This is a genomic window from Microbacterium sp. STRO-2N (assembly GCF_057747775.1).
Window position 1 is genome coordinate 1,660,606 of record NZ_CM173223.1, and the last position, 21,072, is coordinate 1,681,677.

The window sequence follows — 21,072 nt, forward strand, 5'->3', positions numbered from 1 at the left end:
CGAAGAGGGGGGAAGTAAGGACAGCCTTACATTACCTAGAGCGACCATCCCGCGCCAATCGACATTGCCTTGGATGACGAAAACCCCGGCCGAAGCCGGGGTTTCCTTCGATGAACGGATGCCTCGTGCCGAGGCATCCGGTCACTTCTTGGCGGCGTCCGCCTTCCTCACGAGCGCCCACGCGCCGGGGATGATCGCAGCCGCCAGTGCGGCCTTCACGATGCCGCCCAGGATGAAGGGGAGCAGGCCCACCTCGAGGATCGCCCAGAACGAGTAGTCGAGGCCCATCACGACGTTGAGGATGAAGGCCATGTAGGGGATGCCGAACACGAAGGGAACGACGCTCGCAGCGGCGAACCCGACGAAGGCGAGGACAGGACGACGGTCCCATTCGCGCTGCGCGAACCATCCGGCGACGAACGCGGCGAAGACGAACCCGATGATGAACCCGAAGCTGGGCTTGGCCATGGCGGCGACCGTTCCGGTGAAGCCCGCGAACACCGGAAGGCCGGCGAGTCCGGCGAGCAGATACGTCGTGAGGGCGGCCGCACCCCGCCACGCGCCGAGCGCGGCGCCGACCACGATGACACCGAGGGTCTGTCCCGTGATCGGCACCGGCCACAGCGGGATCTCGACCTGAGCGAGCAGTGCGACGACTGCAGCGCCGGCGACGACGACGCCGGCGTCGAGGGCGAAAGCGCGGGCGCGCGAGGACGGGCGGGCGATGACGTCGGCGAGCACGCGACGGGTGGGCGCGGACGGGGCGGCGATGGTTGACATGGGAATCAGCCTAGAGGCGGTCGCCGGCGCCTACTTGGACGCTGTCCACGAATGAATCGCAGTTCGACTGTCCGGTCTCCACACTCGGACGGTGGCCTGCGCAGGGGAGCAGGGGAGTCGGCGACCTATACTGGGAGGCTGGCCGTTCGGCCAGAACCCCTCACTCCATCGACGGAACGGACATCCGCTGTGCTCGCCGTGCACGACCTCGAGATCCGCGTGGGCGCCCGCGTGCTCATGTCGGAGGTCTCCTTCCGCGTGTCCGGCGGCGACAAGATCGGCCTCGTGGGTCGCAACGGTGCCGGCAAGACCACGCTGACGAAGGTGCTCGCGGGCGACCTGCTCCCCAGCGCCGGCCGCGTCGACCGCTCCGGCGAGCTCGGCTACCTGCCACAGGATCCTCGGTCCGGCGACCCCGAGATGCTCGCGCGCACGCGCATTCTGGACGCTCGCGGACTCGGCACGCTCGCGATCGGCATGCATGAGGCATCCCTCGCCATGGCGAGCGACGACGCCGACGTCGCGGCCCGCGCGATGCGCAAGTACGCGAACCTCACCGAGCGCTTCGAGGCGCTGGGCGGCTACGCGGCAGAGGCCGAGGCGGCCTCGATCGCGCACAACCTGTCGCTGCCCGACCGCATCCTGGATCAGCCGCTCAAGACGCTCTCGGGCGGCCAGCGCCGGCGCATCGAGCTCGCGCGCATCCTGTTCTCGGACGCCGGCACGATGATCCTCGACGAGCCCACCAACCACCTCGACGCCGACAGCGTGGTGTGGCTCCGCGATTTCCTGAAGGGGTACAAGGGCGGGCTCATCGTCATCAGCCACGACGTCGAGCTCGTCGGCGAGACGGTCAACCGCGTCTTCTACCTCGACGCGAACCGCCAGGTCATCGACGTCTACAACATGAATTGGAAGAACTACCTGCGCCAGCGGGTGGCCGACGAGGAGCGCCGCAAGAAGGAGCGCGCGAACGTCGAGAAGAAGGCGACGGCGCTGCAGCAGCAGGCGGCCCGCTTCGGCGCGAAGGCGTCCAAGGCGGCGGCCGCGCACCAGATGGTCGCACGTGCCGAGAAGATGCTGTCGGGCCTGGACGAAGTGCGCCAGGAGGATCGCGTCGCCAAACTGCGGTTCCCGAAGCCTGCTCCCTGCGGCAAGACCCCGCTCACGGCATCCGGCCTGTCGAAGTCGTACGGCTCGCTCGAGATCTTCACGGATGTCGACCTCGCGATCGACCGGGGCTCGAAGGTCGTCGTGCTGGGGCTGAACGGCGCAGGGAAGACGACGCTGCTGCGGATCCTCGCGGGCGTCGACCGCGCCGACACCGGCATCGTCGAGCCGGGGCACGGCCTGAAGATCGGGTACTACGCGCAGGAGCACGAGAACCTGGACGTCTCGCGGTCGGTGCTCGACAACATGATGTCGGCCGCGCCCGACATCACCGCGACCGACGCCCGCAAGGTGCTCGGGTCGTTCCTGTTCACGGGCGACGACGTGCTCAAGCCCGCCGGTGTGCTGTCGGGCGGCGAGAAGACGCGGCTGTCGCTGGCGACCCTCGTCGTCTCGTCCGCGAACGTGCTGCTGCTGGACGAGCCGACCAACAACCTCGACCCCGCGTCGCGCGAAGAGATCCTCGGCGCACTCGCGCACTACGAAGGCGCCGTGATCCTCGTCTCGCACGACGAGGGAGCCGTAGAGGCGCTCAACCCGGAGCGCGTCCTCATCCTCCCCGACGGCGTCGAGGACATCTGGGGCCGCGACTACGCGGACCTGATCAGCCTCGCCTGACCCCGGCCGGGCCCATCAGCGACCGGCGGCATCGAGGATCGCGTCTTCGTCCTCTGCGTCGCGGTCGCGTCGGCGAGCGGATGTCGCGGCGACCGGCTGCTCCGCGGCCTCCTCCGCCTCTTCGCGCCGATGCCGGCGCTCGGTGCGGATCACGTAGCCGATGAACACGAACCCCATCACCGCGAACAGGATCCACTGGATCGCGTACGAGAGGTGCGGGCCCGGGTCGTCCGAGGGGGACTCGAGCGCGCTCGGGGTCGTGGCGGGCGCCGGGTCCTCCGAGACGAGCACGCCGTAGGCGCTGCGCTCGAGGGCGTCGCCGACGCCAGGGGACACCGTGTCGGCGATGAGCGGGAGGTTGATCGTCGGCACCTGGCCATCGGGCGCTGAACGCCCCGAGGCCGGCAGCGGCTCACCGGGCCGCAGACGGGCGATCACCGTCACGTCGCCCTGGGGTGCGGCGGGAACGGCGTCCGGCTCGGGCTGATCCTGCCCCGGAGGCACCCATCCGCGGTCGATCAGCAGGACGCGTCCGTCGTCGAGACGGAACGGCACGAGCACCTCGAACGCGGCCGTCCCGCCATGCGGGCGGTTGCGTGCAAGCAGCTGATCGTCGACGACGTACTGCCCGGTGAGCCGGACGGGGCGCCACTCGTCCTGCGCGTCGAGCTCTCCGCCGGGCGCGATGACCTCGGCGAGCGGCGCCGGTTCGGCGTCGTAGTTGCGCTCGACCAGCGCCAGCTGTCCCGCCCGCTCCTCGTTGCGGGAGAACTGCCAGTTCGAGAGGAAGGCGCACGCCACCGCGAAGACGAGTGCGAGCGCGATGTAGATCGCCCAGCGTCCCGCTCGCGGGAGGCTCTGCATGCTGACGGCGCGGCGCGGGCTCATCGCTCCTCGATCCCCGGCGGTGGAGCGGCGTCCATGTCCGGTGCGAAAACACGGGCAGATGACGCGACACGCCGGGCCGAGGCATCCGTCGCCGGCGTGTCGCCGTTGTCGACTGGTGTTTTCGCGACGGCCGGAGTTGCCGGATCGGTCGGAGGGTACGGGTCGCTCGGAGCTTCCGCTTCGCGTCGGGCGAGCGGTGCGACCGCGACCGGGAAGCCCCGCGCCTCGAGGAATCCCTGCAGGTAGTCGCGATGCTCGTCGCATGCGACCCACGTCTTCGTCCGGTCGGCGGTGTGGATGCGAGGGTTGCGCCACTCGATGCGCCAGCGCGCGGTCCCGCGACAGCCTGCCCGCGAGCAGATCGCGTCGGCGACCGGCTCGGAACCCAGGAGACTCATGCCGCCTCGTCGGGCCGGGGCGGCTCGGCGGGGGTGGCGCCGCCCTCGGCGCTCGATCCCGGGCGGGTCGCGCGGGGCTCGGCCGGATGCGGCGTCTCCTCCACACGGATGACGCGCGGCGACGCGGGCGCCGGATGCGCCGGCGCGGCCGGGAGCGCCGGCTCGGGGTCCTCTCGGCGGTTGCGTCGCGCCTCCTGGCCGACGTTCGCGGAGACGACCGCGATGTAGGGCAGGAAGATCGCGGCAGCTCCCAGCAGCCACGTGTACCACCCGTAGGGCGTGATGAGCACCATGGCCACGAGGCACGCGATGCGGATGCCCATCATCACGAGATAGCGGGTCGACCGCGCGCCGACATCGTCGCGTGGGGCACGCGGCAGTGACGTCGCCGACGGGGCGCGGTTCGAGTTCTTCACGGTCCTTAAAGCGTACGCCGATCGGGCCGTCCGATCTCGGTCAGCTGTAGCTGTCGTACTGGTACGCGTACTGCGACATCCACGCGATGAAGCCGAAGAACGCGATGATCCCGAGGATCCACAGCGCGAGCCCGACGTATCCGACGATCGTGCCCGCGAGCGCCATGCCACGGCCGTTCTCGCCGTTCGTCTTGAGCTGGTTGAGCGAGATGTGCCCGGTGATCACGGCGCCGATGGATCCGACGATCGGCAGCAGGCCGATGAAGCCGACGATCGAGGCGATGAGCGAGACGATGGCCAGCACGTTCGTCTTCGGCTGCGCGCCGTACCCATAACCGTAGGCGGGTGCTCCGCCGTACGGCGCACCGTACGTGGGCGCCGAGCCGTAGGGGGCGGTGCCCGGAGCGCCGCCGGGTGCGCCGTACGCAGGCGCCGCGCCTGGCGTCGGTGCGCCGTAGGCGGGTGCAGCGCCGGGTGTCGGGGCGCCGGGTGTCGGGGTGCCGTAGGCGGGTGCGCCGTACGCCGGCGGCGGGTATGAACCGGGTGCCGGCTGCCCGGCCGGAGCGGCGGGCGGCGCCGGCGGCTGGGCTCCCGGCTCGGTCGCGGGGTTCGGGGCGGTGCTGTCGCTCACGGCGTGCCTTTCGTCGATGACTGCCCCCAGCGTCCCAGCGCACCGCAGGGGTGTCAATTCCGGCGCCGCTAGGCTGGTCCGGATCCGTCACCGAACCCGGGAGCACCATATGTCCAGCGATCGCGTCGTCCTCGTCACCGGCGGAAACCGCGGCATCGGCCGCGCCATCGCCGAGCGCTTCGTCGCCGAGGGCTTCAAGGTCGCCGTGACCGCCCGCTCGGGCGAGGGGCCGGAGGGGACGCTGTCGGTGCGCGCGGACGTGACGGATGCCGCGGCCGTCGACGCGGCGTTCACCGAGGTCGAGAACACCCTCGGTCCGGTCGAGATCGTGGTCGCCAACGCGGGCATCACCAAGGACACGCTGCTTCTGCGCATGACCGAGGACGACTTCGACAGCGTCGTGGCGACGAACCTCGGTGGAGCGTTCCGGGTCGTCAAGCGCGCGTCGAAGGGCATGCTGCGCGCGCGGTGGGGGCGCGTCGTCCTGATCTCGAGCGTCGTGGGGCTGTACGGCTCCGCCGGTCAGATCAATTACGCGGCCTCCAAGAGCGCGCTGGTCGGCTTCGCGCGCTCGCTCACGCGCGAGCTCGGCGCGCGCGGCATCACGGCGAACGTCGTCGCGCCCGGCTTCATCGAGACCGACATGACGGCCGAGCTCCCCGAAGACACCCAGGCCGAGTACAAGAAGAACATCCCGGCGGGGCGCTTCGCCACCGCCGACGAGGTCGCCGGGGTCGTCGCCTGGATCGCCTCGGACGACGCGGCCTACATCTCGGGCGCGGTCATCCCCGTCGACGGCGGCCTGGGCATGGGGCACTAGCCCGCTCGCGACCGGCCGAGCCGAGCCGAGCCGTCGTAGGTCAGCGGATCGCGCGGAGTATCGCCTCGGCGACCGCTCCCGGTCGCGAGAACTGCGGCCAGTGCCCGGTCGGGTCGCCTTCGGCGCCCAGCTGGATGATCCGGACGTCCTCGAGCGCGGCGAGCTCGGCCGCCCACGCCGGGGCGGTCCGGATGATGTCCCGGATCTGCGATTCGGGCACCGTGCTCGTGATCATCGTGGCGGGCACCGCGCGCCGGCGTTCGTCGGACAGCCGGATGGGGTCGCTCGGCACGCGCTCGGGTACGGACTTCGTCCGCGCATCGAGCTCCGCCCGGGTCTGGTCGTCGAGATCGGCGACCTCGCCCTCTTCGAACGAATCCCAGCCCGGGAACGGGATGACGCCGTCGACGACGGGGAAGTCCCAGATCGAGCCGCCGTCGCCGGGTGGGAACGTGTCGAGGAAGATCACGTGCGCGACCCGGTCGGGCCGCGCATCCACAGCGCCGTAGACGACGTTGCCGCCGCCGGAGTGGCCGACGAGCACGATGTCGCCGTCGTGGCGGTCGATCTCGGCGACGGTCGCGTCGACCCAGTCGGCGATGCCGATCCCGGCGCTCAGCGAGGCGGGCTCGCCCACGCCCGGCATCGTGAGGGGATGGGTGCGGTGGCCCGCTGCCTCGAGCGCCGGGGTCACCTCGCCCCACGTCGACGCATCCAGCCAGAGCCCGGGAACGAGGATGATGTTCATGCTGTGAAACTACTCGCGGGCACCGACACTCGCGAGGTCACGGCAGCAGCGGGATGACCTCACGCAGATCCACCGGCCCGACCACGAGGTCGGCGCTCGCCCGCACCGCCGGCTTGGCGTTGAACGCGAGCCCGAGGCCCGCCTCGGCCATCATCACCAGGTCGTTGGCGCCGTCGCCGATGGCGATCGTGCGGCCGAGGGCGACGCCGTGCTCGCCGGCCCATTCGCGCAGCGCGGCGGCCTTGCCCGCGGCATCCACGATCCCGCCGTCCACGGACCCTGTCAGCACGCCGTCGGCGGCCTCGAGGCGGTTCGCGCGCCAGAAGTCCACGCCGAGGTCAGGGGCGACCGTGTCGAGGATCTCGTGGAAGCCGCCCGACACGACCCCCACCAGCCCGCCGCGCTCGTGCACCGCCGCGATGAGCTGGTGCACGCCGGGCGTCGGCTCGATGCGAGCGAGGACGCGCGCGAACGCCGAGACCGGCACCCCCTCCAGTGCCGTGACGCGCGAGCGAAGGCTCGTGGCGAAATCGACCTCGCCGCGCATCGCGGCCTCCGTCGCGGCAGCCACCTCTGCGCCGCGCCCCGCCTCGTCGGCGATGAGCTCGATGACCTCGTTGCGGATCAGGGTCGAATCGGCGTCGAGCACGACGAGGAAACGCACGGGTCGAGGCATCCCACCACGCTAGCGGTCGCCGATCGGCGCCCCGAATCGCCGGTCACCGTTCGACGCGGATGCCCTTGCCGACGACCGTGATGCCGCTGTCGGTCACGGTGAAGCCGCGGGAGAGGTCGCGTTCGCGATCGACGCCCACGGTCGCGCCGTCCTCGAGCACGACGTTCTTGTCGAGGATCGCGCGGTGGATGCGCGCGCCGGCGCCCACGTGCACGTAGTCGAACAGCACCGAGTCGGTGATCGTCGATCCGCCGCCGGCGAGCGTCCACGGGCCGACGACGCTGCGCTCGAGATGCGTCCCCGACAGCACGGACCCGAGCGAGACGATCGAGTCGATCGCGTTGCCGATGCGCCCCACAGAGTCGCGCACGAACTTGGCGGGAGGCGAGTTGACCGCCTGGGAGTGGATGGGCCAGTCGGTGTTGTAGAGGTTGAACACGGGCAGGGTCGAGATGAGATCCCGGTGCGCGTCGAAGAACGAGTCGATGGTCCCGACGTCGCGCCAGTAGTAGCGGTCCCGATCGGTCGAGCCCGGCACGTCGTTGCGGTTCATGTCGTACACGCCCGCTTCGCCGCGGCCGACGAAGTAGGGGATGATGTCGCCGCCCATGTCGTGGTTCGACGTGGGGTTCTCTCCGTCGGTCTCGACGGCCTCGACGAGGGCGTCGGTGTCGAAGATGTAGTTGCCCATCGAGGCGAGCACCTGGTCGGGCGCATCGGCGAGGCCGGTCGCGTCCAGCGGCTTCTCGAGGAACTGGTTGATCCGCATCGGGTCGCCCTTGTCGACGTCGATCACGCCGAACTGGTTCGCGAGGGAGATCGGCTGACGGATGCCGGCGACCGTGGCCCGCGCGCCGGATTCGATGTGCGCGGCGAGCATCTGCCGGAAGTCCATCCGGTACACGTGGTCGGCGCCGATGACGACCACGATGTCGGGCTGCTCGTCGATGATCAGGTTGAGGCTCTGCAGGATCGCGTCGGCCGACCCCGAGAACCAGCGCTTGCCGAGGCGCTGCTGCGCCGGCACCGAGGTGACGTAGGAGTCGAGCAGCGCCGACATCCGCCACGTCTGCGAGATGTGTCGGTCGAGGCTGTGCGACTTGTACTGCGTGAGCACGACGATCTGCCGAAGCCCCGAGTTGATGAGGTTCGAGATCGCGAAGTCGATCAGCCGGTACTGCCCTCCGAAGGGCACGGCAGGCTTCGCCCGGTCCGCGGTCAGCGGCATCAGTCGCTTGCCTTCGCCGCCGGCGAGGATGATTCCGAAGACCTTGGGTGCTGCTGGCATGGCCCCACACTATGACCCCTCGAGCCGGTGTACTAGCGTTCGAGACATGCGAGTCGACGTCGTCACCAAGGAGTACCCGCCCGAGATATACGGGGGCGCCGGGGTCCATGTGACGGAGCTCGTGAAGGCCCTGCGGGCGAGCCTCGACGTGCGCGTCCACGCGTTCGGCGCCGCGCGGGACGAGGCGGGCACGACCTCGTACGACGTGCCCGCCGAGCTCGCCGCCGCCAACGCCGCCGTGCAGACACTGGGCACCGACCTCGAGATCGTGACGGATGTCGCCGGCGCCGACGTCGTCCACAGCCACACCTGGTACGCGAACTTCGCCGGGCACCTCGCGTCGCTGCTGCACGGCATTCCGCACATCGTCACCGCCCACAGTCTCGAGCCGCTGCGACCGTGGAAGGCGGAGCAGCTCGGCGGCGGCTACGCCGTGTCGAGCTGGATCGAGAAGACGGCGTACGAGGGCGCCGCCGCCATCGTCGCGGTCAGCGAGGGCATGCGTGCCGACATCCTGCGCAGCTATCCTGCGCTCGACCCCGGCCGCGTGCGCGTGATCTACAACGGCATCGACGTCGAGGCGTGGCATCCGGTGGACGATGCCGAGCTGCTGCGCGAGCTGGGCATCGATCCCGCGCGGCCCTCGGTGGTGTTCGTCGGCCGCATCACGCGTCAGAAGGGCCTCCCGTACTTCCTGCGCGCGGCGGAGAGGCTTCCCGCCGGCGTGCAGGTGATCCTGTGCGCCGGAGCCCCCGACACGCCGCAGATCATGGCCGAGGTCGAAGGCCTCGTGCGCGGGCTCCAGCAGACGCGCGACGGCGTCGTGTGGCTGGACCGCATGCTGTCGCGCCACGAGCTGTGCGCCATCCTGACCGCCGCGACGACCTTCGTCTGCCCGTCGGTGTACGAGCCCCTCGGCATCGTCAACCTCGAGGCGATGGCGTGCGGCGCCGCCGTCGTCGGCACCGCGACCGGCGGCATCCCCGAGGTCGTCGTCGATGGCGTCACGGGGCGTCTCGTGCCCATCGAGCAGGTCCAGGACGGAACAGGCACGCCGATCGACCCGGACCGTTTCGTGTCCGACCTCGCACGTGTCCTCACCGAGGTCGTGAGCGACCCCGAGCGGGCCCGCGCCTACGGCGCGGCCGGCCGTCGGCGGGCGACCGAGGAGTTCAGCTGGCAGCGCATCGCCGACCAGACGGCGGCGCTGTACGCGGAGGTCGCCGCCGACGGCCGATAGGCTAGCGGCATGCCCGAGGTGCTCGAATACTCCGACGTCGTCGTCCGCCGAAACGCCCGGAACATCGTCGATCACCTGGACTGGACCGTCAGCGACGACGAGCGGTGGGTCGTGCTCGGCCCGAACGGCGCGGGCAAGACCACGGTGCTGCAGATGGCCGACACGCTGCTGCACCCGACCTCGGGCGTGGTCACGATCCTCGGGGAGAGGCTCGGTCGCACCGACGTGTTCGAGCTGCGTCCTCGCATCGGCTTCGCCTCCTCGGCGATGGCCCGGCGCGTACCGCCGGAGGAGACGGTGCTCAATGTCGTGCTCACCGCGGCGTACTCGGTGCTCGGCCGCTGGCGCGAGGACTACGAGGACATCGACGAGCGCCGCGCGCTGCGCGTCCTCGCCGAGTGGCGGCTCGACCACCTGGCCGATCGCACGTTCGGCACGCTGAGCGACGGCGAGCAGAAGCGCGTGCAGATCGCCCGCGCCGTCATGACCGATCCCGAGCTGCTGCTCCTCGACGAGCCGACGGCGAGCCTCGACCTGGGCGCGCGGGAAGAGCTGCTCGCGCTGCTCGGCGGTTATGCGCAGGCCCCGACCACACCGGCGATGATCATGGTCACCCACCACGTGGAGGAGATCCCGATCGGGTTCACGCACGTGCTGCTGCTGCGCGACGGCCAGGCCGTGGCATCCGGGCCCATCCGCGACACGCTCACCGCCGACGCGCTGACCGAGACGTTCGGAGTGCCGATCCGCCTGTCCGAAGACGGCGGACGCTTCGCCGCTCGCGCCACGCTCTGACCCTCGACGGGCCGATTCCGCAGGCGAGCCGAGAGGCTGATAGAATCGACCTTTGGTGCGTTCGCACCGCAGACTTTGACCGCACTGGCAAAATCCAGCGCACCCTCCTCAAAGGACCATCATGAAGACTGACATGCACCCCGACTACCAGGCCGTCGTGTTCCGCGACCTCGGCTCGGGCGAGACCTTCCTCACCCGTTCGACGGTGACCAGCGACAAGACGATCGAGCTCGACGGTGTCGAGTACCCCGTCATCGACGTCGAGATCTCGTCCGCCTCGCACCCGTTCTACACGGGCAAGCAGCGCATCATGGACTCGGCCGGCCGCGTCGAGAAGTTCAACCAGCGCTTCAAGAACTTCGGCGGCGCTTCCAAGTAAGCCCGCTTGCACGAGAAGACCCCGCCTCGGCGGGGTCTTCTTCGTTCTGCGACGAAGGAGCAGAACGAAGAAGGGGCGGTTCCTGAGCCTGTCGAAGGGCTTCGTCTGCGCTCAGCGGATGGGCCAGCGGCCGTCGAGTGGGTCGTCGGGGTCGAGGCGCCCGATCTGGATGAAGTAGTCGGTGAGGCTCGCGGCCTGGGCCCGTGCCCAGGCGACCTGCCGCGTGTGCAGCTCGTGCACGGTATCGGGCAGCCACGGCGCGAATCGCTCGGCGAGAGCCTGCGCCACCCGGCCGGCGGCGATCGCGTCGGCCGACGCATCGTGCGCGTCGTCGAGGCGCACGGCGTAGTGCGCAGCGACCACCTGGAGGGTGCGCTTGCCCCGACGCCACCTGTCGTAGGCCTTGTCGACGACGAGGGGATCGATGACCGGGAACGGATCGACGATCGGTGGAACGCCGTGCCGCAGGGCCTCGTACTTGAGCAGCGAGAAGTCGTACGGCGCGTTGTAGGCGACCACCGGGATGCCGGCGTCGAGCAGCGCGCGGACGGCCTCGACGACCTCGGCGACGACGCGCGACGCCGGGCGGCCCTCGGCCCGCGCCCGTCCGGTGGTGATGCCGTGGATCGCGCTGGCGCCCTCCGGGATCTCGATGCCCGGGTCGGCGAGCCAGTCGCGCGCGCGGATGACTGAGCCCGCGGCATCCAGCAGCCCCACGTGCGCGGTGACGATGCGGTCGGCCGTGACGTCGACCCCGGTCGTCTCGAGGTCGAAGACCCCCACCACGCGCGTCCACTCGGGAGTGTCGAACAGGGCCAGCTGCTCCGCGGGCGAGGGCTTCATGCCCCTCACGGTATGCACCGCCCCTGACATCGACCGCGAGGCGCTCCGCGCGGTGCCGCACTCGTAGACTCGACGGGTGGCCGTCACGAACCCTTACACCCCGCTGCTCGACGAGATCCCGGTCGAGCGGCGTGAGGTCGCGGTGCTCGGGGGCACGACGGCGTACTGGGTGTACGGGCGGTCCGACGCCGAGACCACCATCGTGGCCGTCCACGGGTTCCGCGGCGAGCACCACGGCCTCGAACCGGTCGTGGCGCACCTGCCGGGGATTCGCGTCGTGTCGCCGGATCTGCCGGGCTTCGGCGAGACTGCCCCCGTCCCGGGTCGGACGCACGACCTCGAGCTCTACGCCCAGTGGCTCACCGGGTTCGCCTCGGCCGTGGCCCCCGGCGCGGTGATCCTCGGGCACTCGTTCGGCTCGATCGTGGTCGCGGCTGCCGTCGCCGCCGGGCTCGAGACTCCGCGCGTGATCCTCGTGAACCCCATCGGCGCGCCGGCGCTCGAAGGTCCTCGTGGGGTGCTCACGCGGCTCGCGGTCTTCTACTACTGGGCGGGGGCGCGCCTTCCGCGCCCGATCGGTGACGCTCTGCTGCGCAACGGACTCATCGTGCGGGGGATGAGCATCACGATGGCGAAGACGAAGGACCCCGGCATCCGTCGATTCGTGCACGATCAGCACGACACCTACTTCTCGCGCTTCGCGGACCGCGACGTGCTGCACGATGCGTTCCTGGCCTCGGTGTCGCACGACGTGCGAGAGTTCGCGCCGAGCATCGCGCAGCCGACCCTGCTCGTCGCCGCACAGCGCGACGACATCACGCCGATCGAGGCCGAGAGGCGGCTGGCGACAATGTTCCCGCGTGCCGAGCTGGTCGAGATCCCCGACGTCGGGCACCTCATCCACTACGAGACGCCTGCTCCCGCCGCCGCCGCGATCACGCGGTTTGTCGCGCCTTCCGGCGCCGATACGCGTTGACGTTCATGCGGTTGCCGCAGTTTCCGGTGTCGCAGTAGCGCTTCGACCCGTTCTTCGAGAAGTCCACGTACACGCCGAGGCAGTCATCGGCCGAGCACACCCGGACCCGGTCGTACTCGTCGGCGCGGATCACGTCGACGAACGCCATGGCGGCTTCGACGAGGACGCGGGTCGCCAGCGGCGCGTCGTCGCTCGTGGCATGGATGTGCCAGTCGTAGCCGTCGTGGATCACGAGGCGGGGGAGCGCGCGCCCGTCGCGGAGCATGTCGTTCACGAGCGGGACGGCCGCCTCGCGATCCACCTCCCAGAGCCGACGCAGGCGCGGGCGGATGGCGCGGATCTCGGCGAGCTCGGCCTCGTCCCGGCGGATGAGGCCCGTATAGGGGTTGACGCGCAGGTAGGCGTCGAAGTCGTCGGGGGTCTGCAGGGTGTCCTCACCGTCGTAGCCGGGCAGGGTGTTCACGAGGTACGCGGCGGCACGCAGACTCTGCTCCGTGTCATGGATGAAGACCATCTTGACTCCTGACATCGACGTCGCTACTGTCACCAGTGTACGCACGTTTCACTCCTGACAGTCGGATGCCGCCCATGACCGCCTCGACCGCGTCCCTGCCCGTCATCACCCCGGGCGCCGGGCCGGTCGCGAACGCGCGGCTTCGCACGACGGGCCTGGCACTCGGCCTCGCCTCCGCCCTGGCGTTCTCGTCGAGCGGCCCCTTCGTGAAGCCCCTGCTCGAGGCGGGGTGGTCGCTCGGCGCTGCGCTCCTCGTGCGCATGGGCGTCGCGGGCATCGTCCTCTCGCCGGCGCTGTTCGTCGCGATGAGGCGCCAGCGCGGCTTCCTGCGCCGCCACTGGAGGCTGATCGTCGGGTTCGGCCTCATGCCCGTGCTGGGGTGTCAGCTGTTCTTCTTCTCGGCGATGCAGCGCATGCCGGTGGCCGTCGCCCTGCTCATCCAATATCTCGCGCCGGTCATGCTCGTCGCGTGGGTGTGGGCGCGCACGCGACGGGCGCCGTCCGCCCTCGTGCTGTGGGGCTCGGTCGTCGCGATCGCGGGGCTCGTCCTGGTGGTCGACATCTCGGGTGCTTCGTTCGACCTCGTCGGCACGCTGTTCGCGCTGGGGGCCGCAGTGTGCGTGTGCGCGTACTTCGTCATTTCGGAGCGCGCCGGCGACGATCTTCCGCCACTCGCCCTCGCCGCGAGCGGCCTGCTCACGGGCGCCGCGGTGATGGGCGTGCTGTGCCTCACGGGGATCATGCCGTTCCGGGCGCCGGCGGTGTCGGTCGAGCTCGCGGGGACCGTCGTGCCGTGGTTCGTGCCGATGCTGTGGGTCGCGGGCGTCGCGACCACGCTCGGCTACGCGCTCGGCGTCATGGCGGTGCCGCGCATCGGCTCGCGGGTGGCATCCTTCGTCGGACTGTCGGAGGTGCTCTTCGCACTCGGCTTCGCGTGGCTGTTCCTCGGCGAGGTGCCGGCTCCGGTGCAGTTCATCGGCGGCGCGCTCATCCTCGTGGGCGTCGTGCTGGTGCGCGCCGACGCCTCGGCGGCGAGCGGCCCGAAGCGCGGAGCCGCTCCGCTCACGGCTCCCGCCGCGCCAGTTCCATGAGCGGCGTCACGCGGTGCTCGATGACCTCTCCCATCACCAGCGACGTCTCGGTGCGCTCGACGCCCTCGATCGCGAGAATCCGGGCGTCGGTGTCGAAGAGGTGCTGGGTGTCGCGGCACGCGACGCGCACGAGCAGGTCGATCTGACCTGACAGTCCGTGCGCCTGCACGACCTCCGGCACGCGGGCGAGCTCGACGGCGATGCGGGGGAGATCCGCCTGCCGCACGATGACGCTGATGAACGCCTCGATCGGGAACCCGAGCGCGGTCGACGAGATCGCCCGCTCGTACGAGAGGAAGACGCCGGTGCGGTCCAGGCGCGCCATGCGGGCCTGCACGGTATTGCGCGACAGTCCGAGGCGCTCGGCGAGGGCGACGACGGTCGCGCGGGGGTCGGCGGAAAGCGCTGCGAGCAGCTCGAGGTCGACATGATCCAGGGCACCCATAGTGCGAAACGTTAGCACGGTATGAGGGCGTCCCATTTGTCAACATGCTCAAGCAGACGAGGAATGCTTGAGCGAGGTGCGATGCGGACGTAGCCTCGAATCATCCGGCGACGAAGCCGGTGGCCACGACGCGAAACCCCACGAAGGACCTTCGCACGAGGAGTGATGACGATGACGCACACCCTGACACCCACAGCGGATCTCGCCACCGACATCGAGGATGTCGCGCGACTGCTGACCCCCGATGGCGAGCGCATCGCCGATCCCGAGCTCGAGCGCTGGGTGGAGGATGTCGACGCCTCCGTGCTCCGCGGCCTCTACCGCGACATGGTGCTCGTGCGTCGCATCGACACCGAGGGAGTGGCCCTGCAGCGTCAGGGACAGCTCGCCCTGTGGCCGCCGTGCCAAGGCCAGGAGGCCACCCAGGTGGGCACCGCCCGCGCGCTGCGCGACGACGACTTCGTCTTCCCGAGCTACCGCGAGACCGGAGTCGTGCACGTGCGCGGCGCCCGGCCGGCGGACTTCGTGCTGGCGTGGCGCGGCGAAGAGCACTCGACCTACAACCCCTACGACATCAACACCGCGACGCAGCAGATCATCATCGGCGCGCAGTCGCTGCATGCCGTGGGCTACGCGATGGGCATCCAGCGCGACGGCACGGACCAGGTGTCGGTGGCGTATTTCGGCGACGGTGCCTCGAGTCAGGGCGACGTGAACGAGGCCATGGTGTTCGCCTCGTCGTACCGCGCGCCGGTCGTCTTCGTGTGCACCAACAACCATTGGGCGATCTCGGAGCCCGTCACGGTGCAGGCCAAGTACCCGATCGCCGGGCGTGCCCCAGGGTTCGGCATCCCGAGCATGCGGGTCGACGGCAACGACGTGCTCGCGTGCCTCGCGGCGATGCGCTGGGCGCTCGACCACGCGCGTCGTGGCAACGGGCCTGCCTTCATCGAAGCCGTGACCTACCGCATGGGCCCGCACACCACATCGGACGACCCGACGCGCTACCGCGACAAGGACGAGGTCGAGACGTGGCGCCGCCGCGACCCGATCGCACGCCTCGAGGCGCTGCTGCGCGCACAGGGTGCGTTCGACGAGGAGTTCGCCGCGAGCGTCGAGACGGACGCCGACGCGCTGGCACGCGACGTGCGCGAGGCCGCGATGAACGCCACCACGCGCGAGCCGCTGACGATCCTCGACCACGTGTACGCCGAGCCGCACTCCGGGATCGACGAGCAGCGCGCATGGTTCGGCGCGTACCTCGACGGCTTCGCCGCGACGGACGCCGGCTCGGAGGAGGTGGCACGATGACGCAGCTCACGATGGCGAAGTCCATCAACGAAGGCCTCCGCCGCGCGATGGCGGACGACCCGAAGGTTCTCGTGATGGGGGAGGACATCGGCAAGCTCGGCGGTGTCTTCCGCATCACCGACGGACTGCAGGCCGAGTTCGGCGCCGAGCGCGTCATCGACACGCCGCTTGCCGAGGCTGGCATCATGGGCACCGCCGTGGGCCTGGCCTTCCGCGGGTATCGGCCGGTCGTCGAGATCCAGTTCGACGGGTTCGTCTATCCCGCCTTCGACCAGATCGTGTGCCAGGTGGCGAAGCTCCACTACCGCACGCGCGGCAACGTGACCATGCCGATCACGATCCGCATCCCCTGGGCGGGCGGCGTGGGCGCCGCCGAGCACCACTCCGAGTCGCCCGAGGCGTACTTCGTGCACACGTCGGGACTCCGCGTCGTCGCGGTGTCGAACCCGCAGGATGCGTATGTGATGCTGCGTCAGGCGATCGCCTCGAACGACCCCGTGGTGTACTTCGAGCCCAAGCGGCTGTACCACACCAAGGGCGAGGTGGACCTCGGCGTGGACCTCGCGGACGCGCCCCCCATGGGACTCGCCCGCATCGCGCGCGAGGGCACCGACGTCACGCTCCTGACGTACGGCTCGCAGGTCGGCATCGCGCTCGACGCGGCGACCGCCGCCGAGGACGAGGGCGTGTCGATCGAGGTCATCGACCTCCGCTCGATCTCGCCGGTCGACTACCGTACCGTCACCGCGTCGGTGCGCAAGACCGGCCGTGTGGTCGTAACGCACGAGGCCGCGCGCGAGGCCGGCGTGGGCGCCGAGCTCATCGCGAGCGTCACCGAGCGCTGCTTCCACTACCTGGAGGCGCCGCCGCAGCGCGTCACGGGCCACGACACGCCGTACCCGCCGGCGAAGCTCGAGAAGCATCATCTGCCCGATCTCGACCGGATCCTCGACGCCGTCGACCGCGTCTTGGACCGGCCGAACAGCCTGACGGGGGTGTTCGAGCAGTGAGCGTCCAGGACTTCCGCCTGCCGGACCTCGGCGAGGGGCTTCCCGAGGCCGAGCTCGTGCAGTGGCTGGTCGCCGAAGGCGACACGGTCGCCCTGAACCAGACGATCGCCGAGGTCGAGACGGCCAAGGCCGTCGTCGAGCTGCCGTCGCCGCACGCCGGGACCGTCACGGCGCTGCACGCGGCGCCCGGCGATGTCGTCGCCGTGGGCTCGGTGCTGATCTCGTTCGACACGGGCACGGACGCGGGTGCGCCGGCATCCGAGCCGAGCGAGGCGGTCGGCACCGCCGCCGCGTCGCCGTCACCCGAGTCGGGCACGCAGGTCTCGGCGCCCGCAGCCGAGCCGAACCTCGTCGGCTATGGAGCCGCGCCGCGTGGCGGCGGGCGTCCGCAACGTCGCGCGCGGGCGGCGAGCGCACGGCCGGCCGCGAGCGACACCGCGGTGCTCGAGGCCGCGCCCCACGACGCGATCCAGCTGAACGACGTGACCGAGCGCCCCGTCGAGCGCCCCCGGTCGACTCCGCCGGTGCGGCGCTTCGCCAAGCAGCTCGGGATCGACCTCGCCCTCGTCGAGGCCACCGGCGCGTCCGGCATCATCACGCGCGCGGACGTCGAGGCGTACGCCGAGCGCGTGGGCAAGGCGCCGGCGGCGGCCGTGGCCGAGGCCCCGCAGACGGAGCGGCTGGAGCCGCTCGGCGCTGCGACGCCGGGGGAGCGGACCACGCGGACGCCGATCCGCGGCGTGCGCAAGCACACGGCGGAGGCGATGGTGCGCAGCGCCTTCACGGCGCCGCATGTGACGACCTTCCTCACCGTCGACATCACCGAGACGATGTCGCTCCTCGCGTCGCTGAAGGCCGATCGGGCTCTTGCCGACCACCGCATCGGCATCCTCGCCGTCGCGGCGAAGGCCGTGTGCCTCGCGCTCGGTCGTCACCCGGAGCTCAACTCCCGGTGGGATGACGCAGCAGGCGAGATCGTCCAGCACCACTACGTCAACCTCGGCATCGCCGCGGCGACCGGGCGCGGGCTCGTCGTGCCGAACATCCGCGACGCGCAGGAGCTGACGCTCGTCGAGCTCGCCGACGCCATCCGGCAGCTCGCCGAGACGGCTCGCGCCGGAAAGACGCCACCGACCGACATGATGGGCGGCACCTTCTCGATCACGAACGTGGGCGTCTTCGGCGTCGATGCCGGAACGCCGATCATCAACCCGGGTGAGGCCGGAATCCTCGCGCTCGGGGCGGTGCGGCGCCAGCCCTGGGAGCATCGCGGCGAGATCGCGCTGCGCGATGTGATGACCCTCGCCCTCTCGTTCGACCATCGCCTCGTCGACGGCGAGCAGGGATCGCGGTTCATGGTCGAGGTCGCCGACGTGCTGCGGGAACCCGGGAGGGCCATGCTGCTGCGCTGAGCCGGGGGCAGGGGCGACGGATGCCGCGGCATGATGCCGCGGCATCCGTCGCCGGGAAGCTCCGGGCGATGCGCCAGTGGCGCGTGGAGGGGCGTGGGCGCCGGTTATGCGATCTTCGGGTAGAAGAGCCCGAGACCGTGTGCTCGCAGCACCTCGTAGGCATCCGCGTACGTCTGCGGCTCGGGCGCTCCGGGCGGGCCGTAACGCGCGAGCAGCAGGCCCAGGAGTCCTCGGCCCGGGGAGCTCAGCGGCTTGTGCTTGTGCGGCCCATCCTTGAGGTCGATGTGCTGATCCTCGTGCGGGTTGGGCGGCACGTACATCGGATGGACCACGGGCCACGTCTCGGGATTCCTCGGCGTGTCGAGGTTCACGATGCCGAAGAGGTCGTTCGCCTCGGCGTCCCGCCGGGTGAGCGGCCGCAGCCCGTGCAGGCGCGTCAGCGTGGCGATGACGGCGGCGTGGTGCATCTCGTCGTGGACGATGGTCCCCGCTCGCGTGTAGGCCGACACCGCGATCGCCGGCACCCGCACGCCCAAGCGGTCGAACGCGAAGCCCATCTCGCCCGGTTCGTCTCCGGCGACCGGCGGCGTGGCAGGCGGCGGCGGCACGTGGTCGTAGGTGCCGCCGTGCTCGTCGAACGTGATGAGCAGCAGCGTGTTCATCGCGTTCGAACCACCCGGGGTCGCACTGTGCTTGATCGCGTTGTACACGTCGGCGACGAGCTTCTCGCCGGCGCGGACGTCGGACACCGCAGAGTCCAGGACCAGCCGGCCGTCGACCTCGCTCTCGCGGAACACCCCGAACGGCGGGTGGAAGTCGTTGTGGTTGTACACCATGCGCGGCTCGATGAATGCGTACGCCGGCAGACGCCCGGCTGCGGCGTCCTCATAGAACTCCGACATGTGACCGAACCGGCCGGTCCGCCAGTGCTCCTCCAGCACCGGCGCATGCATCATGCCGGTCAGCGAGACGAGCTGCAGCTCGTCGAAGTAGATCTTCCAGGGGATGCCGGCCTCTTCGAGGCGGTTGAAGATCGTCGGGGTGGCGGCCGCGTCCAGCCACTTGTCGTAGCCACCGCCGTGCTTGTTCGTGACGTGACCGTGCGAGGTCGAGGCGTGGAAGAACGAGCGGTTGCAGTACGTCTGCGACGGCACCGCGGCGAACCACGCGTCGAAAACCGCGAAGCCCTTCGCCAGGGTGGACAGCACCGGGAGCTGCTCGGGCGAGAAGCCGCCCATGATGTGCGACAGCTCATCGAGCGTCGGCTTCTTGCCGTGCCGTTCGATGTTGTTCGCGTAGTCGCGGACGAACCCGTCCATCGTGGGGGCCGTTCCCGGCGGCGGGGCGTTGTAGGGCGCCGTCATGCCGTCGATCTGGCTGGTCGCGTTGGCCGCGGGCTCGACGGTGCCGAAGAGCTGGGTGTTGACGTGCGGGAACTCCTCGCCGGGATCCGGGTTGGGTCTGCCCATCACCTCGTCGGTCGGGCCCGTGTACGTGTGCGCGGCGATGCGCTCGCCGGCGGGGCCGGGGTTCGCGTAGTCGCCGAACGCCAGCCCGTCGAAGGTCTCGCCGTCGGGCAGCGTCTCGGGCGTGTAGAGCCAGCCGAGGAGGTTGTCGAACGAGCGGTTCTCGCCCATGATCACCACGACGTGATCGAACCCGGGCTCGGACCGCGGGGGCACGGCCCCGATGTCGACCGACCCTTCGCGGTAGCCGAGCGGGTATGCGATCGCCGCTCCCGCCGCCGCTCCGATGCCGCCGCCCACGGCGAGTCCGGCGGCCGCGATCCCGCCCAGTTTGAGGAAGTCGCGGCGCGAGCTGAGGTCCGCGTCCTCGCCGCCCTGAGCGCGCGACGGAGCGGGCGTCTGCGGATCTGCGACGCGACCCGCCCCGTCTGCGTCGTCCGTGTGGCTTTGCCCCGCCATCGCGCCCAGACTACGGCAGCTGCCGCTCAGGCGGTGAGAGCGGCGCGCGCCATCGTCTGGAGGATGCCGCGCACGTCGTGATCCGCCGCGTGCCCGCGCAGCGCTCGCGCGGTGTGGGGCGTGGAGTTGATGAGTCCGAAGCACGCGTGGGCGCGCACGCGGAGGTCGTCCTCGTCCCTGTCCGGGTGCACGGCCGACAGGATGCCGATCCACACCTCGACGTACTCCCGCTGCAGGCGGCGGACGGTGTGGCGGTCCGCGTCGCTGAGGCTCGCGAGGTCGCGGTCCTGCACCCGGATGACGTCGGCATCGCGCAGGGCGAACTCGACGTGGAACGCGATCAGCGCGTCGAGGCGGTCGGCCGGTCCGCCCTGGCCCGCGATCACGGACCTGCCGCCCGAGAGCAGCCGCTCGCTCACCTCGACGAGGATGGCACCGAGGAGCGCCTGCTTGTTGGCGAAGTGACGGTACAGCGCAGGCCCGCTCACGCCCACCGCACTCCCGATGTCCTCCAGGCTCACACCGCTGAATCCACGCTCGGCGAACAGCGCGGCCGCCTCATGCAGGATCGCGGCGTGGCGGTCTGCCTTCGCGCGGTTGCGATCGGTGACACCGCTGTTCATCTCAGTGCTCCGCTTGTCATTTCAGTTAAGGCTCGCTAACCTAATCCTCAGTTAGTGAACACTAACCAATCCGAT

23 protein-coding genes are annotated in these 21,072 nt (G+C 70.5%); 10 read left to right on the forward strand and 13 right to left on the reverse strand.

Annotated elements, in window-relative coordinates:
* Nucleotides 1-141 precede the first annotated feature (141 nt).
* Nucleotides 142-780 carry a biotin transporter BioY gene (locus tag AC3ANN_RS07695; protein WP_488340392.1) on the reverse strand — a complete coding sequence of 213 codons (639 nt, stop codon included), beginning with the start codon at nt 778-780 and terminating at the stop codon, nt 142-144.
* Between the two features lie 189 nt (nt 781-969).
* Here AC3ANN_RS07695 and AC3ANN_RS07700 point away from each other — a divergent pair, with 189 nt between their 5' ends.
* On the forward strand, nt 970-2,568 hold the full coding sequence (locus AC3ANN_RS07700) for an ABC-F family ATP-binding cassette domain-containing protein (RefSeq protein WP_488340393.1): 1,599 nt from the start codon (nt 970-972) through the stop codon (nt 2,566-2,568).
* Nucleotides 2,569-2,583: 15 nt separating this feature from the next.
* Here the strand turns inward: AC3ANN_RS07700 and AC3ANN_RS07705 are convergent, their stop codons facing one another.
* The 4 genes from AC3ANN_RS07705 to AC3ANN_RS07720 are packed head-to-tail and all read right to left on the reverse strand — an operon-like array spanning nt 2,584 to nt 4,901.
* On the reverse strand, nt 2,584-3,456 hold the full coding sequence (locus AC3ANN_RS07705) for an SURF1 family cytochrome oxidase biogenesis protein (protein WP_488340394.1): 873 nt from the start codon (nt 3,454-3,456) through the stop codon (nt 2,584-2,586).
* Nucleotides 3,453-3,854: a hypothetical protein gene (locus AC3ANN_RS07710; RefSeq protein ID WP_488340395.1), complete on the reverse strand. Its 402-nt coding sequence runs from the start codon at nt 3,852-3,854 to the stop codon at nt 3,453-3,455. Before AC3ANN_RS07710 ends, AC3ANN_RS07705 begins: the two co-directional genes overlap by 4 nt.
* Nucleotides 3,851-4,270, reverse strand: coding sequence for a DUF3099 domain-containing protein (locus AC3ANN_RS07715; RefSeq protein WP_488340396.1), 420 nt, complete (start codon nt 4,268-4,270; stop codon nt 3,851-3,853). Before AC3ANN_RS07715 ends, AC3ANN_RS07710 begins: the two co-directional genes overlap by 4 nt.
* Before the next feature lie 40 nt (nt 4,271-4,310).
* Nucleotides 4,311-4,901, reverse strand: a complete 591-nt coding sequence (locus AC3ANN_RS07720; protein ID WP_488340397.1) for a DUF4190 domain-containing protein — start codon at nt 4,899-4,901, stop codon at nt 4,311-4,313.
* Between the two features lie 109 nt (nt 4,902-5,010).
* Between AC3ANN_RS07720 and fabG the strand changes: the two genes are divergently transcribed.
* Complete coding sequence (gene fabG / locus AC3ANN_RS07725) at nt 5,011-5,721, forward strand: 3-oxoacyl-ACP reductase FabG (RefSeq protein ID WP_488340398.1); 711 nt, start codon at nt 5,011-5,013, stop codon at nt 5,719-5,721.
* A gap of 40 nt (nt 5,722-5,761) precedes the next feature.
* On the opposite strand, the gene AC3ANN_RS07730 is transcribed toward fabG, so the two are convergent.
* The 3 genes from AC3ANN_RS07730 to AC3ANN_RS07740 are packed head-to-tail and all read right to left on the reverse strand — an operon-like array spanning nt 5,762 to nt 8,433.
* Nucleotides 5,762-6,469 (reverse strand): alpha/beta fold hydrolase, encoded by a 708-nt coding sequence (locus tag AC3ANN_RS07730; RefSeq protein WP_488340399.1) that lies wholly within the window; start codon nt 6,467-6,469, stop codon nt 5,762-5,764.
* A gap of 37 nt (nt 6,470-6,506) precedes the next feature.
* The gene (serB, locus tag AC3ANN_RS07735) at nt 6,507-7,145 is read right to left on the reverse strand and encodes a phosphoserine phosphatase SerB (protein ID WP_488340400.1); all 639 of its coding nucleotides are present in this window, start codon (nt 7,143-7,145) and stop codon (nt 6,507-6,509) included.
* Between the two features lie 43 nt (nt 7,146-7,188).
* A complete protein-coding gene (locus tag AC3ANN_RS07740) occupies nt 7,189-8,433 on the reverse strand; it encodes a glucose-1-phosphate adenylyltransferase (protein ID WP_488340401.1) in 1,245 nt (414 codons plus the stop codon).
* A 46-nt stretch (nt 8,434-8,479) separates the two neighbouring features.
* Between AC3ANN_RS07740 and glgA the strand changes: the two genes are divergently transcribed.
* The 3 genes from glgA (at nt 8,480) to AC3ANN_RS07755 (ending at nt 10,847) form a co-directional block, all read left to right on the forward strand.
* A complete protein-coding gene (gene glgA / locus AC3ANN_RS07745) occupies nt 8,480-9,673 on the forward strand; it encodes a glycogen synthase (RefSeq protein ID WP_488340402.1) in 1,194 nt (397 codons plus the stop codon).
* Nucleotides 9,674-9,682: 9 nt separating this feature from the next.
* A complete protein-coding gene (locus AC3ANN_RS07750; protein ID WP_488340403.1) occupies nt 9,683-10,468 on the forward strand; it encodes an ABC transporter ATP-binding protein in 786 nt (261 codons plus the stop codon).
* A 121-nt stretch (nt 10,469-10,589) separates the two neighbouring features.
* The gene (locus AC3ANN_RS07755; RefSeq protein WP_488340404.1) at nt 10,590-10,847 is read left to right on the forward strand and encodes a type B 50S ribosomal protein L31; all 258 of its coding nucleotides are present in this window, start codon (nt 10,590-10,592) and stop codon (nt 10,845-10,847) included.
* 111 nt (nt 10,848-10,958) lie between these two features.
* On the opposite strand, the gene AC3ANN_RS07760 is transcribed toward AC3ANN_RS07755, so the two are convergent.
* Nucleotides 10,959-11,690 carry an exonuclease domain-containing protein gene (locus AC3ANN_RS07760; RefSeq protein ID WP_488340405.1) on the reverse strand — a complete coding sequence of 244 codons (732 nt, stop codon included), beginning with the start codon at nt 11,688-11,690 and terminating at the stop codon, nt 10,959-10,961.
* A 76-nt stretch (nt 11,691-11,766) separates the two neighbouring features.
* On the opposite strand from AC3ANN_RS07760, the gene AC3ANN_RS07765 reads away from it, so the two are divergent.
* Nucleotides 11,767-12,666, forward strand: a complete 900-nt coding sequence (locus tag AC3ANN_RS07765; RefSeq protein WP_488340406.1) for an alpha/beta fold hydrolase — start codon at nt 11,767-11,769, stop codon at nt 12,664-12,666.
* Here the strand turns inward: AC3ANN_RS07765 and AC3ANN_RS07770 are convergent.
* Nucleotides 12,626-13,180, reverse strand: a complete 555-nt coding sequence (locus AC3ANN_RS07770) for a CGNR zinc finger domain-containing protein (protein ID WP_488340407.1) — start codon at nt 13,178-13,180, stop codon at nt 12,626-12,628. The two genes, AC3ANN_RS07765 and AC3ANN_RS07770, sit on opposite strands and share 41 nt — an antisense overlap.
* Nucleotides 13,181-13,254: 74 nt before the next feature.
* On the opposite strand from AC3ANN_RS07770, the gene AC3ANN_RS07775 reads away from it, so the two are divergent.
* Nucleotides 13,255-14,271, forward strand: a complete 1,017-nt coding sequence (locus AC3ANN_RS07775; protein WP_488340408.1) for an EamA family transporter — start codon at nt 13,255-13,257, stop codon at nt 14,269-14,271.
* Here AC3ANN_RS07775 and AC3ANN_RS07780 read toward each other — a convergent pair.
* On the reverse strand, nt 14,243-14,716 hold the full coding sequence (locus AC3ANN_RS07780) for an Lrp/AsnC family transcriptional regulator (protein WP_488340409.1): 474 nt from the start codon (nt 14,714-14,716) through the stop codon (nt 14,243-14,245). The two genes, AC3ANN_RS07775 and AC3ANN_RS07780, sit on opposite strands and share 29 nt — an antisense overlap.
* Before the next feature lie 165 nt (nt 14,717-14,881).
* Here AC3ANN_RS07780 and pdhA point away from each other — a divergent pair, with 165 nt between their 5' ends.
* From pdhA to AC3ANN_RS07795, 3 genes are read left to right on the forward strand one after another with little or no spacing between them, the layout of a single operon-like run.
* A complete protein-coding gene (pdhA, locus tag AC3ANN_RS07785; protein ID WP_488340410.1) occupies nt 14,882-16,027 on the forward strand; it encodes a pyruvate dehydrogenase (acetyl-transferring) E1 component subunit alpha in 1,146 nt (381 codons plus the stop codon).
* A complete protein-coding gene (locus AC3ANN_RS07790) occupies nt 16,024-17,037 on the forward strand; it encodes an alpha-ketoacid dehydrogenase subunit beta (protein ID WP_488340411.1) in 1,014 nt (337 codons plus the stop codon). The genes pdhA and AC3ANN_RS07790 overlap by 4 nt, the downstream gene beginning before the upstream one ends.
* Nucleotides 17,034-18,449: a dihydrolipoamide acetyltransferase family protein gene (locus AC3ANN_RS07795; protein WP_488340412.1), complete on the forward strand. Its 1,416-nt coding sequence runs from the start codon at nt 17,034-17,036 to the stop codon at nt 18,447-18,449. Before AC3ANN_RS07790 ends, AC3ANN_RS07795 begins: the two co-directional genes overlap by 4 nt.
* 104 nt (nt 18,450-18,553) lie before the next feature.
* Here the strand turns inward: AC3ANN_RS07795 and AC3ANN_RS07800 are convergent, their stop codons facing one another.
* A complete protein-coding gene (locus tag AC3ANN_RS07800) occupies nt 18,554-20,374 on the reverse strand; it encodes an alkaline phosphatase family protein (protein WP_488340413.1) in 1,821 nt (606 codons plus the stop codon).
* A 26-nt stretch (nt 20,375-20,400) separates the two neighbouring features.
* The gene (locus AC3ANN_RS07805; protein WP_488340414.1) at nt 20,401-20,997 is read right to left on the reverse strand and encodes an SACE_7040 family transcriptional regulator; all 597 of its coding nucleotides are present in this window, start codon (nt 20,995-20,997) and stop codon (nt 20,401-20,403) included.
* Nucleotides 20,998-21,072: the final 75 nt, after the last annotated feature.